At 56.6% G+C, this 14,803-nt stretch carries 13 protein-coding genes; 8 read left to right on the top strand and 5 right to left on the bottom strand.

Going from position 1 to position 14,803, the window contains the following annotated elements; translation table 11 throughout:
- Nucleotides 1-144: 144 nt before the first annotated feature.
- Nucleotides 145-762, top strand: coding sequence for a trimeric intracellular cation channel family protein (locus IV493_RS18130; protein ID WP_013359520.1), 618 nt, complete (start codon nucleotides 145-147; stop codon nucleotides 760-762).
- Here IV493_RS18130 and ligB read toward each other — a convergent pair.
- Nucleotides 700-2,451, bottom strand: a complete 1,752-nt coding sequence (ligB, locus tag IV493_RS18125; RefSeq protein WP_195857551.1) for an NAD-dependent DNA ligase LigB — start codon at nucleotides 2,449-2,451, stop codon at nucleotides 700-702. The two genes, IV493_RS18130 and ligB, sit on opposite strands and share 63 nt — an antisense overlap.
- 239 nt (nucleotides 2,452-2,690) lie before the next feature.
- Here ligB and gmk point away from each other — a divergent pair, with 239 nt between their 5' ends.
- The 7 genes from gmk (at nucleotide 2,691) to IV493_RS18090 (ending at nucleotide 11,826) form a co-directional block, all read left to right on the top strand.
- Nucleotides 2,691-3,314 (top strand): guanylate kinase, encoded by a 624-nt coding sequence (gmk, locus tag IV493_RS18120; protein WP_033734537.1) that lies wholly within the window; start codon nucleotides 2,691-2,693, stop codon nucleotides 3,312-3,314.
- Nucleotides 3,315-3,368: 54 nt separating this feature from the next.
- Nucleotides 3,369-3,644, top strand: a complete 276-nt coding sequence (gene rpoZ, locus IV493_RS18115) for a DNA-directed RNA polymerase subunit omega (protein ID WP_003851346.1) — start codon at nucleotides 3,369-3,371, stop codon at nucleotides 3,642-3,644.
- 20 nt (nucleotides 3,645-3,664) lie between these two features.
- Nucleotides 3,665-5,773 (top strand): bifunctional GTP diphosphokinase/guanosine-3',5'-bis pyrophosphate 3'-pyrophosphohydrolase, encoded by a 2,109-nt coding sequence (spoT, locus tag IV493_RS18110; protein WP_195857550.1) that lies wholly within the window; start codon nucleotides 3,665-3,667, stop codon nucleotides 5,771-5,773.
- A 2-nt stretch (nucleotides 5,774-5,775) separates the two neighbouring features.
- The gene (trmH, locus tag IV493_RS18105) at nucleotides 5,776-6,474 is read left to right on the top strand and encodes a tRNA (guanosine(18)-2'-O)-methyltransferase TrmH (protein WP_013359524.1); all 699 of its coding nucleotides are present in this window, start codon (nucleotides 5,776-5,778) and stop codon (nucleotides 6,472-6,474) included.
- The gene (gene recG / locus IV493_RS18100) at nucleotides 6,471-8,549 is read left to right on the top strand and encodes an ATP-dependent DNA helicase RecG (protein WP_033784321.1); all 2,079 of its coding nucleotides are present in this window, start codon (nucleotides 6,471-6,473) and stop codon (nucleotides 8,547-8,549) included. Before trmH ends, recG begins: the two co-directional genes overlap by 4 nt.
- A 105-nt stretch (nucleotides 8,550-8,654) precedes the next feature.
- Nucleotides 8,655-10,028 (top strand): NCS2 family protein, encoded by a 1,374-nt coding sequence (locus IV493_RS18095; protein ID WP_195857549.1) that lies wholly within the window; start codon nucleotides 8,655-8,657, stop codon nucleotides 10,026-10,028.
- A 118-nt stretch (nucleotides 10,029-10,146) separates the two neighbouring features.
- Nucleotides 10,147-11,826 (top strand): AsmA family protein, encoded by a 1,680-nt coding sequence (locus IV493_RS18090; RefSeq protein ID WP_013359527.1) that lies wholly within the window; start codon nucleotides 10,147-10,149, stop codon nucleotides 11,824-11,826.
- Nucleotides 11,827-11,858: 32 nt separating this feature from the next.
- Here IV493_RS18090 and fabY read toward each other — a convergent pair whose 3' ends face one another.
- From fabY to yihX, 4 genes are read right to left on the bottom strand one after another with little or no spacing between them, the layout of a single operon-like run.
- Nucleotides 11,859-12,806 carry a fatty acid biosynthesis protein FabY gene (gene fabY / locus IV493_RS18085; protein ID WP_013359528.1) on the bottom strand — a complete coding sequence of 316 codons (948 nt, stop codon included), beginning with the start codon at nucleotides 12,804-12,806 and terminating at the stop codon, nucleotides 11,859-11,861.
- 56 nt (nucleotides 12,807-12,862) lie between these two features.
- On the bottom strand, nucleotides 12,863-13,300 hold the full coding sequence (gene dtd, locus IV493_RS18080; protein ID WP_195857548.1) for a D-aminoacyl-tRNA deacylase: 438 nt from the start codon (nucleotides 13,298-13,300) through the stop codon (nucleotides 12,863-12,865).
- Entirely contained in the window at nucleotides 13,297-14,166 is an 870-nt protein-coding gene (locus IV493_RS18075; protein ID WP_013359530.1) for a virulence factor BrkB family protein, read from the bottom strand. The genes dtd and IV493_RS18075 overlap by 4 nt, the downstream gene beginning before the upstream one ends.
- Nucleotides 14,167-14,169: 3 nt before the next feature.
- Complete coding sequence (gene yihX, locus IV493_RS18070; RefSeq protein ID WP_033784325.1) at nucleotides 14,170-14,766, bottom strand: glucose-1-phosphatase; 597 nt, start codon at nucleotides 14,764-14,766, stop codon at nucleotides 14,170-14,172.
- Between the last annotated feature and the right edge of the window lie 37 nt (nucleotides 14,767-14,803).

Genomic DNA, 14,803 nt, shown 5'->3' with positions numbered 1-14,803 from the left:
CTCTGTGCAGAAAAGTCTTTCTATACGGACGCCAGGGCTGGCTGGTATACACTGCGCTTATCACGGACGCTGATCACCTGAAAATCTCTGTCGCCGTCTTTCAGGCAAAGGCGTCGCCTTGCCGCCGTTTTACCGGAGTCTGCTATGTTACTGACCGTTCTCTACATCATTGGTATTACTGCTGAAGCCATGACCGGTGCGCTGGCGGCAGGCCGCCGCAAAATGGATCTGTTCGGTGTCATTATTATCGCGTCAGTGACTGCCATCGGCGGTGGTTCGGTGCGCGACATACTGCTGGGTCACTACCCGCTGGGCTGGGTTAAAAATCCCGAATACATCATGATTGTGGCAGCAGCAGCGGTCATCACCACTTTCCTGGCGCCACTGATGACACATCTGCGCAAAGTGTTCCTGGTGCTTGATGCGCTGGGGCTGGTGGTTTTTTCCATTATCGGCGCGCAGGTTGCGCTCGATTCCGGACATGCCATGATTATTGCCGCAATAAGCGCGGTCATTACCGGCGTCTTCGGTGGCGTACTGCGTGACATGTTCTGTAATCGCATTCCGCTGGTGTTTCAGAAGGAGCTTTACGCCGGTATCGCTTTCGCCTCGGGCTGGATCTATATCCTGCTGCTGAAAACTACGCTGGCACATGAAGCGGTGATTATCATTACCCTGCTGTTCGGCTTCTTTGCCCGTTTACTGGCGCTGCGCTTCCGCCTCGGTTTGCCGATTTTCAACTATCCCCATCCCGAGCATTAAGGAAGAAGGTATGCCCTGCTGCTGCAGGAACGCGATCAGCGCCTGCACACGAGCATCATGGAACTGCGCAACCAGACGCTTTGCCAGCGCAGCACCAACGCCCGGTAGCGCCTGCCAGCCCGTCACATCCCGCTGCATTAAGCTCTCCCACTGCTGATCGGGTAGCGACTTCAGGGCTTTCCGCGGCAGTGAAATACCTAAGGCATCCACCCAGCGACGAAACGGCTGCTGACGGGTGAGATTAAAACGGTGCCAGAGCTGACCTGCCCGTTCCGGAGAGAAGCCCGTTGCGTCAGCGATCTGTTCCGGTGTTAACGTCAGCCAGCCGAACAGATGCGTCATACTGCGGGTTTCCAGTAAGCGCAGCCAGGTGCTGCGCTCAACACCCGGAATATTCAGCACCGTTTTCTGACTGAGCCAGCGTAATTTTGCCAGTAACTGCTTCTGGCACTCCGCACTAAAGGTGTAACAGCTTAGCGGCGTGTAATGCGACGCGTCGGGAGGCTGAGGATAGTCGCGCTCTGCCACGCGCCAGATCACCCGCTCCAGCCGGGGAATCCCCTGACCCGCCAGACTCAGCGTAATCACATCACCCGCCACAATATCGCTTTCCTGCCAGCGACGCAGGGATCCGACATTAACCCGCCTGACGGTCTTGTCATCCAGCTGCACCGGCTGCAGATTAAGGACGGCAGCTATTTTCCCGGTTCGACCAACCGGAAAATCAACGGAGAGCACTTCAGCGCTGACTTCCGGAGGCTGATACTTCCAGGCAACAGCCCAGGTTCCCTCTCCCGGCAGCCAGTTTTTGCCCGCAGGACGAAGACTCTGATGAACCACCACACCGTCAGTGACAAAGGGCAGCGCAGCATGGAACCAGCGATCCCGCCAGGCAGCGACCTCCTCTTCATCTTTAACGCTGTGGCTCCATTTTGCCGCAATGCCCAGTCCCCAGCGACTGAGTTGCTCAAGGCGTTCCGTCATTGTTGCCGGGCCATCTGGCCAGGCCCAGATGAAAACATCGAGCGAATTCAGCAGGGGAACACGCTGTTTACTCATCATGGCCCCGGCCACCTGTGCGCGAGCATTTTTACCGCCATCAATGGCCTGTTGATGATCGGTCATCGGCAGAAATAGCTCACCCTGCAGCACAACCTCGTCGAGTCGGGTCTCGATATTCAGCGGAATCGCCGGGATCCAGGCGGCTTTAGCCAGCCACTCTTCACCGCGCAATCCATCGCCACGACTTAACAACGACACCAGTCTGCCCTGGCGATACACCAGTGAAACGGCGATACCATCGACTTTTGGCTGCACCCAGAGATCGCGTCGCCCCTGCATCCAGTAAGCCAGTGCCAGCTTGTCCCGCATCTTTTTTACGCCAGTATGGGCGACCGGGTGCAATGACGTGCCATTACCCGGCAGTTGTGGGGCGTAAGCCGGCTGATAAGGGCTAAAGCAGTGCTGCCACTGAATCAGTCGCTGCTGAAGAGCATCATAATCCGCATCCGCCACCGGACTCTGGCCCTGACGATAGTAAGCGTCATCCCAGTGTTGCAGTTGCTGTTGCAGGCGGCGGATCTCTTCCGTCGCCCGGTTCGGTGTCCAGACCGGACAAACGGCGCTATGCACAGGCCATGTAACGATCCATAAAACAGCCGCAAACAGCGGCCAGCCGAATCCTTTCATACTCTTTCCCCTGACGTTTTTCGGTATTCAATAGCCATGCTTTGGCGTCAGCCAGAAACGATGTCCGGTTCAGGAAGGGGTATCGTGGCAATAAAGGATTAGTTGCAGCGGTCTGACAGACATTTGCGCGAAGAGACGCAAAAGTTGGCTGTTGCCGCTGCGCAAACGCTGCGTGGCAGCGGGAAGCTGTGTATACTGTGCAGGAAATCGACTCCGCTTTTAATCAATTCAAGAAAACCATGGCTCAAGGCACGCTCTATATTGTTTCTGCACCCAGCGGCGCAGGGAAATCCAGCCTGATTCAGGCACTGTTAAAGACCCAGCCGTTGTATGATACGCAGGTCTCTGTTTCGCACACGACGCGCGGCATGCGTCCGGGTGAAGCCCATGGCGAACATTATTTTTTCGTTGAGAAACATGAATTTGAGCGGATGATCGCGGAAGATGCTTTCCTCGAACACGCTAAAGTTTTCGACAACTATTATGGTACGTCGCGCCATGCTATTGAGCAGGTGCTGGCAACCGGCGTTGATGTGTTTCTCGACATCGACTGGCAAGGTGCGCAGCAAATCCGCGCCAGAATGCCAGGCGCACGCAGCATCTTCGTTTTACCGCCGTCGAAAGAAGAGCTCGATCGCCGTCTGCGCGGTCGTGGCCAGGACAGCGAAGAGGTCATCACGCGTCGTATGGCGCAGGCAGTAGCGGAAATGAGCCACTACGCCGAGTATGACTATTTAATTGTGAATGATGATTTCGATCTGGCACTGTCCGATCTGAAAACCATTATTCGCGCCGAACGTCTGCGTATGGCGCGCCAGAAGGCGCGTCACGATGCTTTAATCAGCAAACTGTTGGCAGTCTGAATACAGTTTCAGTATGATGCGCAGTCATTTCTTCATCTGTGGAGTAGCACACCTATGGCACGCGTAACCGTTCAGGACGCAGTAGAAAAAGTTGGTAATCGTTTTGACCTGGTGTTGGTCGCTGCACGTCGTGCACGTCAGATGCAGGTTGGCGGCAAAGATCCGCTGGTTCCGGAAGAGAACGACAAGCCTACCGTTATCGCTCTGCGCGAAATCGAAGAAGGTCTGGTCACCAATCAGATTTTAGATGTGCGTGACCGTCAGGAACAGCAAGAGCAGGAAGCCGCTGAGTTACAGGCCGTTACCGCTATCGCTGAAGGTCGTCGTTAACAGCCACCTGCAGGTCGCCCTTGTATCTGTTTGAAAGTCTCAATCAACTGATTGAAAAATACTTGCCAGAGGAGCAGATCAAGCGCCTCCAGCAAGCCTACCTTGTCGCACGTGATGCCCACGAGGGACAGACACGCTCCAGCGGTGAGCCTTATATCACCCATCCGGTTGCCGTGGCCTGTATTCTGGCGGAAATGAAGCTCGACCATGAAACCCTCATGGCCGCGCTGCTGCATGACGTGATTGAAGATACGCCTGCCACTTACCAGGACATGGAACAGCTGTTCGGTAAAAGCGTGGCGGAGCTGGTCGAAGGCGTTTCCAAGCTGGATAAGCTGAAATTCCGCGACAAGAAAGAAGCGCAGGCAGAGAACTTCCGCAAGATGATTATGGCGATGGTGCAGGATATCCGCGTCATTCTCATCAAGCTGGCTGACCGCACCCACAATATGCGCACCCTGGGGTCATTACGCCCGGACAAACGTCGCCGCATCGCGCTGGAAACGTTAGACATTTACAGTCCGCTGGCGCATCGCCTGGGTATTCATCATCTTAAAACGGAGCTGGAAGAGCTCGGTTTTGAGGCTCTCTACCCGAACCGCTATCGGGTGATTAAAGAGGTGGTGAAAGCCGCGCGCGGTAATCGTAAAGAGATGATCCAGAAGATTCTTTCTGAGATCGATGGCCGTCTGCAGGAAGCAGGCATTCCCTGCCGCGTCAGCGGTCGCGAAAAGCATCTTTACTCGATCTATCGCAAAATGACGCTTAAAGAGCAGCGTTTTCACTCGATCATGGATATCTATGCCTTTCGCGTCATCGTGAAAGATCTGGATACCTGCTATCGCGTTCTGGGCCAGATGCACAGCTTGTATAAGCCGCGTCCGGGCCGCGTAAAAGATTACATCGCCATCCCCAAAGCTAACGGCTATCAATCGCTCCATACCTCCATGATCGGTCCGCACGGCGTGCCGGTTGAAGTGCAGATTCGCACCGAGGATATGGATCAGATGGCGGAAATGGGGGTCGCTGCGCACTGGGCGTATAAACAGGCGGGCGAAAGTGGCACTACCGCACAGATTCGCGCTCAGCGCTGGCTGCAAAGCCTGCTGGAGCTGCAGCAAAGTGCGGGCAGTTCGTTTGAATTTATCGAAAGCGTGAAGTCCGATCTCTTCCCGGATGAGATCTACGTCTTTACGCCTGAAGGCCGCATTGTTGAGCTGCCAACCGGCGCGACGCCGGTGGACTTCGCCTATGCGGTTCACACCGACATCGGCCATGCCTGCGTCGGCGCACGCGTTGATCGTCAGCCTTATCCGCTGTCGCAATCCCTGACCAGCGGACAGACGATTGAGATCATCACCGCGCCAGGCGCCCGTCCCAACGCCGCCTGGCTCAACTTTGTCGTCAGCTCCAAAGCCCGCGCCAAAATTCGCCAGCTGTTGAAAAACCTCAAGCGTGAAGACTCGGTTAATCTGGGGCGCCGTCTGCTCAGCCATGCGCTGGGCGGCAGCCGTAAACTGGCGGAGATCCCGGCGGAGAATATCCGTCAGGAGCTGGACCGTATGAAGCTGACCTCGCTTGACGATCTGCTGGCGGAAATTGGTCTGGGCAATGCGATGAGCGTGGTCGTGGCGAAGAACCTGCTGCAGGCGGACAGCAAGACCATCAGCAGTAACAGCAAGCGTGGTAAGCTGCCGATCAAAGGTGCTGATGGCGTGTTGATTACGTTCGCTAAATGCTGCCGACCGATTCCCGGTGACCCGATTGTTGCTCATGTCAGCCCTGGCAAAGGACTGGTGGTGCATCATGAATCCTGTCGCAATATCCGCGGCTACCAGAAAGAGCCGGAAAAATTCATGCCGGTCGAGTGGGATAAAGTCACCGAGCAGGAGTTCGTGGCGGAAATCAAAGTCGACATGTTTAACCATCAGGGCGCACTGGCGAACCTGACGGCAGCAATCAACACGGCCGGTTCCAATATTCAGAGCCTGAATACTGAAGAGCGTGATGGCCGCGTCTACAGCGCCTTTATCCGCCTGACCGCACGCGACCGTGTCCATCTGGCGAATATCATGCGTAAAATTCGCGTGATGCCGGATGTGATCAAAGTCCACCGTAACCGTAATTAGGCATGAACGATCAACGTTTTGCCCGGATTCAGGCGATGCTGGCACTGCGCCAGCACGACCTTACGGTCTGTATGGAGCAGGTGCATAAGCCGCACAATGTGTCGGCGGTGATCCGCACGGCCGACGCAGTCGGCATCCACGAAGTGCATGCTGTCTGGCCCAGCCAGCGGATGCGCACCCAGGCTTCCGCGTCTGCCGGAAGCAACAGCTGGGTGAAAGTGGTTACCCATCCCACCATCGGCGACGCTGTAAAACAGCTTAAACAGCAGAAGATGCAGGTTCTGGCGACCCATCTTTCTGACGATGCCGTGGATTTCCGTGAAATCGATTATACCCTTCCCACCTGCATCCTAATGGGACAGGAAAAAACCGGCATTACCGAAGAAGCACTGGCGCTGGCCGACCGGAAGATCGTGATTCCCATGGTAGGCATGGTGCAGTCGCTGAATGTCTCAGTCGCCTGTGCGCTGATTCTTTATGAAGCGCAGCGGCAGCGACAAAATGCCGGTCTTTACCTGCGCGATTACAGCCTGCTGGACGACGATGAGCAGCAACGCCTGCTGTTTGAAGGCGGATTCCCGGTACTGGCAAGGGTCGCAAAGCAGAAAGGTTTACCCTATCCGCGCATCAATGCGCAGGGCGAAGTCGACGCCGATCCCAGCTGGTGGGCAACCATGCAATCGACCGGTAAAAAAAGATGAAAGGCCGTCTGCTGGATGCCATCCCGCTCAGTACCCTGACCGGCGTCGGTGCCAGCCAGGCAGCAAAACTGGCCAAAATTGACCTGCATACCATTCAGGATCTCCTGCTTCATCTCCCGCTACGCTACGAAGATCGCACCCAGCTCTATGCCATTGACGATCTGCTGCCCGGTATCTGGGCCACCGTAGAAGGTGAAGTACTGCACACTGACATCACCTTTGGTCGCCGCCGGATGATGGTGTGCCAGATCAGCGATGGCAGTGGTGTCCTGACGATGCGCTTCTTTAATTTCAATGCCGGTATGAAGAACAACCTGTCGCCAGGCCGTCGCGTCACCGCCTATGGTGAGATTAAACGCGGTCAGCGCGGCGCGGAGATTATTCATCCCGAATACCGCATCCAGGGCGAACAGAGCAATGTGGCGCTGGAAGAGACCTTAACGCCGGTTTATCCCACCACCGAAGGCATCCGGCAGGCCACGCTGCGTAATCTTACCGACCAGGCGCTGACGCTGCTGGAGAGCTGCCCGATTGCCGAGCTGCTGCCGCAGGAGCTGAGCGGCGGTTTAATCAGCCTGCCTGATGCGCTCCGTACCCTGCATCGCCCTCCGCCCGATCTTCGTCTCAGTGAGCTGGAAAGTGGCCGTCATCCGGCGCAACGCAGACTGATTCTGGAAGAGTTGCTGGCGCACAATCTCAGCATGCTGGCGGTGCGCGCCGGTGCTCAGCGCTATTACGCGCTGCCAATGACGCCGCGACACAATCTTAGCGACCAGCTGCTTGCCGCGCTGCCCTTCTCACCGACTAATGCGCAGAAACGCGTGGTGACGGAGATAGAGAAAGATCTGGCCAACGATTTCCCGATGATGCGGCTGGTGCAGGGCGATGTCGGCTCGGGCAAGACACTGGTAGCCGCGCTCTCTGCGCTGAACGTTATCGCCCATGGTAAGCAGGTTGCGCTGATGGCGCCGACCGAACTGCTGGCTGAACAGCATGCCAGTAACTTCCGCCAGTGGTTTGCGCCGCTGGGCATTGAAGTGGGCTGGCTGGCCGGAAAACAGAAAGGCAAAGCCCGCCAGGCACAACAGGAAGCGATAGCCAGCGGTCAGGTGGCAATGGTCGTGGGTACACACGCGCTGTTTCAGGAGCAGGTGCAGTTCAACGGTCTGGCGCTGGTCATTATTGATGAACAGCACCGGTTCGGCGTCCACCAGCGACTGGCCTTGTGGGAAAAAGGCGAGGAGCAGGGTTTCCATCCGCATCAGCTGATCATGACCGCTACCCCGATCCCGCGCACCCTGGCGATGACCGCCTATGCCGATCTTGATACCTCAACCATCGATGAGCTGCCGCCGGGACGTACTCCGGTGACCACCGTGGCGATCCCAGATACCCGACGCGATGAGATTGTGGCGCGGGTTGAGCATGCCTGCCGCGAAGGGCGTCAGGCTTACTGGGTCTGCACCCTGATTGAAGAGTCCGAATTGCTGGAAGCGCAGGCGGCAGAGGCCAGCTGGGAATCCCTGAAAACGGCGCTACCCGACTTAAATATCGGACTGGTGCATGGCCGGATGAAGCCCGCGGAAAAGCAGGCAGTAATGCAGGCCTTTAAAGCGAATGAACTACAGCTGCTGGTGGCGACGACAGTCATCGAGGTCGGCGTTGACGTGCCGAATGCCAGCCTGATGATTATCGAAAACCCGGAGCGGTTAGGGCTGGCGCAGCTGCATCAGCTACGGGGCCGTGTAGGTCGTGGTGCCGTGGCATCGCACTGTGTGCTGCTCTATAAAGCGCCACTGAGCAAAACGGCGCAGAAGCGTCTTCAGGTGCTGCGTGACAGTAATGACGGCTTCGTCATTGCTCAGTTCGATCTGGAGATTCGCGGGCCGGGTGAACTGCTGGGCACGCGTCAGACCGGCAACGCGGAGTTCAAAGTCGCCGACCTGCTACGCGATGCCGCAATGGTGCCGGAAGTTCAGCGTGTGGCGCGCCACATCCACCAGCACTATCCCGAGCAGGCCAGCGCCCTGATTGAACGCTGGCTGCCAGAGAACACCCGTTATACCAACGTCTGATTGATCTCCATCTGAGTCGGCCTTTTTTATCCTCGCCGGGCAAACGATTGCTTTTGCCCGACGGATGATTACAATCGCCACACTATTTTTTGGGAAGAACAGAAGATGTCTACCACTCCTCAGCCAGATCAGCCTTCCGCCACGAAAAGTGAACTGATTTATCGTCTTGAAGATCGTCCACCCCTGCCACAAACGCTGTTTGCCGCCGGTCAGCACCTGCTGGCAATGTTTGTCGCGGTTATTACGCCTGCGATTCTGATTTGTCAGGCGCTGGGCCTGCCTGCAGAAGATACCCGGCACGTGATCAGCATGTCGCTGTTTGCATCGGGCTTGGCATCACTGCTGCAAATAAAAACCTGGGGACCGGTGGGTTCGGGCCTGTTGTCGATTCAGGGCACCAGCTTCAACTTCGTGACGCCTCTGATTATGGGCGGGATGGCGCTGAAAAATGGCGGTGCTGACGTGCCCACTATGATGGCGGCACTGTTTGGCACGCTGATGGTGGCCTCCTGTACCGAGATGGTGCTGTCGCGCGTATTGCATCTGGCGCGCCGGATCATTACGCCGCTGGTTTCCGGTATTGTGGTGATGATTATCGGCCTGTCGCTGATTCAGGTCGGCCTGACCTCCATTGGCGGCGGTTTCAGTGCGATGAACGACCATACCTTTGGTGCGCCGAAAAATCTGATGCTGGCCGGAGCCGTGCTGCTGGTGATCGTGCTGCTGAACCGACAGAAGAATCCCTACCTGCGCGTTGCCTCCCTGGTGATTGCCATGGCGGTGGGCTATCTGCTGGCCTGGGCGATGGGCATGCTGCCTGCAGCAGGTATTTCTGCTGATCAGCCGTTAATCATGGTGCCAGCGCCGCTCTACTACGGACTGGGCTTCGACTGGAATCTGCTTATCCCGCTGATGCTGGTGTTTATGGTCACCTCTCTGGAGACCATCGGCGATATCACCGCCACCTCGGATGTTTCAGAGCAGCCGGTGAGCGGACCGCTCTATATGAAACGCCTGAAAGGTGGCGTGCTGGCGAATGGTCTTAACTCCTTTGTCTCCGCGCTGTTTAATACCTTCCCTAACTCCTGCTTCGGTCAGAACAATGGCGTGATTCAGTTGACCGGCGTGGCCAGCCGCTACGTGGGCTTTGTGGTCGCACTGATGCTGATTGTGCTGGGACTGTTCCCGGCGGTCAGCGGTCTGGTTCAGCTCATTCCTGAGCCGGTGCTCGGCGGCGCAACCATTGTGATGTTCGGCACCATCGCCGCCTCGGGCGTTCGCATCGTGTCACGCGAGCCGCTTAACCGTCGCGCCATCATGATCATCGCGCTGTCGCTGGCGGTGGGGCTGGGTGTTTCTCAGCAACCCTTAATCCTGCAGTTTGCGCCCGAGTGGCTGAAAACCCTGCTCTCTTCCGGCATTGCGGCAGGTGGCATTACCGCCATCGTGCTCAACCTGATTTTTCCGCAAGAGAAGTAAGTCCACAGGCAGGCTTCGGCCTGCCTGCTAATTATTCGGATTTACATCCAGGCTGTTGAGCTGTAACGGTAATTCAGGCATAACAACCTCTCACCGGATTTAACTCGGGAAGGATGCTATGAAATTTATTGGAAAGTTTTTCCTCACCTTACTTTTGCTGCTGCTTTTCATCCTCGTGGTGATCTATGTGCTTCTGCAGACACAGTGGGGTGCAGGCTGGTTTAGCCGTTGGGTGAGCGACAAAACCGAATGGCATCTCTCCCTGAGTAAAATTGAACACAATTTCTCTTCTCCCTCTCACATCATTCTGGATGACTTCAGCTTTGGTCATGATGGGCAGCCTGCGGTTCTGGTAGCGAAACGGGTCGATCTCGGTCTGGCACTGATTCAGTTCAGCGATCCGCTGCATTTCAGCAGTCTTGAACTGCGCGACGGGGAAGTCAATCTGGCCAACCTGACGCCAGGCAGTGCGCTACCCATTCAGGCCGATCGCCTGCAGCTCAATAACATGCGTATCGACAGCCCCAACAGCACGCTACCGCTGTTTGCTCAGCAGGTTAATGGCGGCATTCTGCCGTGGAAACCCACAGCCCTTGATATGCTGGGCCGCGATGCCCGCTTCCAGATGAGCGCAGGCAGCATGACGCTGAATAAGGTGCCAGCTGAAAACGTCCTGATTCAGGGCAGTGTTTCCGAAGGACGAATGCGCTTTGACAATATGGGTGCCGACCTGGCGCGTGGTTCCATGACCGGCAACGGTGAGCGCGATGCCCAGGGCAACTGGAAAATTAATCAGCTGCGACTGAATGATATTCGTCTGCAGACCGCCAGCAGCCTGAAAGATTTCCTGCATAGCCTGCAGGTGGTTCCCTCGATTGCGATTACGCGCCTCGACATGACTGATGCCCGCCTGCAGGGGCCTGACTGGGCGGTGACAGATCTTGACCTGACGCTGAGAAACGTTAACTGGCAGGGCGATGACTGGCAGAGTAATGATGGTTCGCTGGCGCTGAATGCCAGCAATTTTATCAACGGTGGATTCGAGCTTAATGACCCTATCGTTACCCTGGATTTCTCTCCGCAGGGCCTGGCGCTGACGCAGTTCAGTTCTCGCTGGGCGAACGGGGTGATTCGGGCTGACGGTGACTGGTCACGCAGCGATAAACGCCTGACGCTGAAAAATCTGGCTGTTGCCGGACTGGAATATACCCTGCCGCAGGACTGGCGCGACCGCTGGCAGGCGGCACTGCCCGCGTGGCTGGATAGCGTAGCGGTGACGCGTTTCACCTCTAATCGTAACCTGATTATCGACATCAATCCGGCGTTTCCCTTCCAGCTGACCTCACTGGATGGTTCCGGCGAGAACCTGCTGCTGGCGCAGCAGCATCAGTGGGGGATCTGGTCGGGTAAGCTCAGCCTGAACGCGGCAGAGTCGACCTTTAACCGCACCGATCTGCGTCACCCGTCGATTGCGCTGAGTGCCGACCCACAACAGATTCAGGTGACCGAGCTGAGTGCGTTCAGTAACAAGGGCCTGATGGAAGGGACGGCTACCGTCGGCCAGCAGCCAGCCCGTCCGCTTACGCTGCAACTGACGGGGCGAGCAGTGCCGGTGAATGTGTTGCAGAACTGGGGATGGCCCGCATTGCCGTTAACCGGTGACAGCAATATGCAGCTGCAACTGAGCGGCGCTTTAGCCGCAGGCCAGCCAATACGCCCGACGGTTAATGGCACACTGTCGGTGACAACCGACAGTCAGCAGGTGCAGCAGACCATGCAGGCAGGCGAGGTACGTTAATAACATAAGGGCCGCAAATGCGGCCCTTATGATTAATTGATACGTGCGCCGGAACCGCCCTCTTCCAGCGGCCCATCCGGATCGGCTGGCAGAACGATGTAAACGCCCTCAAACACCGCGCCACATTCATCATCGCCAAACAGCTCCACTTCAAGCTGAACGCGTGCTTTACGTCCGCGTGCCAGACGGTCAAGGTCGCCGCTTAGTGAGCCGAGATCGGCAATCGCGCCAGGCCGTCCGCTGATCGGACGGCTGTAGCGAATGTGCGCATCTGCCAGAATAATGGTGCCGCCGAGATGGCGCTCGCGCAGCAGCAACCAGATCAATCCCCAGCCGGTCAGCGTGGCAAGCGAGAACAGGCTGCCGGCGAACAGCGTGTGATGTGGATTCTGGTTGCCCGCTTCAGGCATAGTGGTGATAAATTTCTGCCCGGTAAACTGCAGGATACGCACCCCCATCTTCTCGCTGAGCGGAATATGATCATACCAGGCCTGTTGCAGCTGACCGCACCAGTCGGCGCGATGCAGGATATCATCAAGCGTAACGACCGGCTTGATCATCAGAAAGTGGCGTACCGGCGTCGTCTGCGGCGCGGTAATCTCACCCTGATTGATATAGCCGAGCTTAGCGAAGAAGGCGACCGCATCCTCGCGGGCGCTGCAGGTTACCCGCTTAGCGCCTTCCTGACGCGCGACCGACTCCAGGGTCATCGCCATCAGCGTACCCAGCCCTTTCCCCTGCACCGACGGATGAACGGCCATGAAGCGGATAGCCGCCTCATTGTCGGCGTTGATGTAGAGACGGCCTATGGCGACCGGATTTCCCTGCTCATCAACCACCATTTGATGATGCGCCAGGGCATCCCAGGCGTCACGTTCCGACCCCTGCGGCTGACGCAATGGTTTACGCAACATTTCCCAGCGGAACTGATAATAGATATCCAGCTCTTCCGCCGTCTGTGGCACGCGAAGGTGATACATGTAATGTTTCTCCCGCTCGGATAGGTGGCCTGTTCCCTGCCGCTCCGCTTGCGATCTCACACCTGTAACCAGAACGTCACAGGACCATCATTCACCAGCGAGACCTGCATATCCGCCGCAAAACGGCCATTCGCCGTGGTCATGCCCTGCTGGCGACAGTAATCGCTGAAGTAATCATACAGGCGTTCGGCCTCAGCAGGTTCCGCACCACCTGAAAAGGAGGGGCGCATCCCTTTTTGCGTATCTGCGGCCAGCGTAAACTGCGACACCACCAGCACGCTTCCGCCCGCCTGACGAACACTCAGGTTCATTTTGCCCTGTTCATCACTAAAGATGCGATAGCCCAGTACGCGTTCTGCGAGACGTTCCGCACGCGCATTGTCATCACCCCTTTCCACGCCCAGTAAAACCAGTAAACCGGCACCGATTTCGCCGATTACGTTCTGATCGACGCTGACGCTGGCACGCTGCACGCGTTGAATCAATGCAATCATGTTTCCTCGTGTTGTTCTTCTTTGTGCTGCTGTTTTAACTGCCGATAGTCGGCTAACGCGACGGTAATTTCAGCGCCTAACAACACAATACACCAGGTCCAGTAGACCCAGAGAAACAGAATGGGGATCACGGCCAGTACGCCGTAGATCAGCTGATAAGAGGGGAACATAGTAACATAGAGCGCAAAGCCCTTTTTACCCAGCTCAAATAGCGCACCCGCTACCAGCGCGCCAATCAGCGCATCGCGTGGCGGCACCCGCTGGGTGGGTACAATGCTGTAGAGCAACCAGAAGGCGAGCCACGACAGCAGAAGCGGGAAAATGCGCAGCATCTGGTCGACCAGGCTGGTGACGCCGGTCGCATTAATCCAGCGCAGTGACAGCAGATAGGAGCTGATCGCCAGGCTGGCACCGGCCAGAAGCGGGCCGAGCGTCAGGATCATCCAGTAGACCGCAAAGGAGTAAACCATCGGCCGCTTCTTGTTGCTGCGCCAGATGGTATTCAACGCGGTATCAACCGAATGCATCAGCAGTAAGGCCGTTACGATCAGGCCGACGGCACCAACCGCCGTCATCCGGTTGACGTTAGCCACAAACTGCTCAAGATAGCGTTGCAGCGTGTTGCCTGCAGCCGGCATCAGATTGTTAAAGACAAACTGTTTTAACTGCACGCTGATATCAGAGAAGACCGGAAACGCAGCAAACAGCGCAAACACCACCGCAATCAGTGGTACCAGCGCCAGCAATGAGACATAGGCCAGATTACCAGCCTGCGTCGTCATGCCATCCTCATCTATGCGTTTCCACAACAATTTGAGCCACAACCAGAACGCATGCAGCCCGGGACGAAATTTACGTGACATCATGAGTTACGGTTGACCTGCAAACCAGTCAGGTACCGTTTTACTGTCAGTAACCAGTACACTTTCAATGCCCAGAGCGCGTGCCGCCTCAATGTTCTCCGGGTTATCGTCGAAAAACACCGCCTGATCGGCAGTCACACCCTCCGCGTCCAGCACATGCTGATAAATCCGGGCTTCCGGTTTACGCATACCCAGCTCCTGCGAGAGATAGAGTTTGTCAGCTGCCTGCTGTACGTCGGGATACTGCGTCGGCCAGAATTCACAATGCAGCTTATTGGTGTTAGAGAGAATCACCACCCGATGACCTTCAAGCCGCAGCCGATTCATCAGCGCCAGGGTTTCAGGACGCACGTCTACGAAGACCGCCTGCCAGCCAGCAGTAAACTGTTCATAACTCAGCGCTATTGCCAGCTTTTCACACAGCGCCAGCGCGAAGTCTTCATCGCTGAGTTCTCCACGTTCGTGTTGTTCAAACGCTTCATCCATCTGGAAATGGCTTTGCAGCGAGGCCAGCGGCACACGGCTAAGGTCACTCCAGACACCCAGCACGCGGTTAAAGTCGATATCAATAATCACGTTGCCCAAATCAAAGATATACAGCATGGTGTGTCTCCTTCTGTTCCCTGGAGTATTCACTCTA

Source organism: Pantoea sp. SM3640 (assembly GCF_015654165.1).
GTDB classification, from domain to species: domain Bacteria; phylum Pseudomonadota; class Gammaproteobacteria; order Enterobacterales; family Enterobacteriaceae; genus Pantoea; species Pantoea vagans.
The sequence above is the reverse complement of the archived record's forward strand: the minus strand, read 5'-3'. Positions and strand labels throughout refer to the sequence as shown.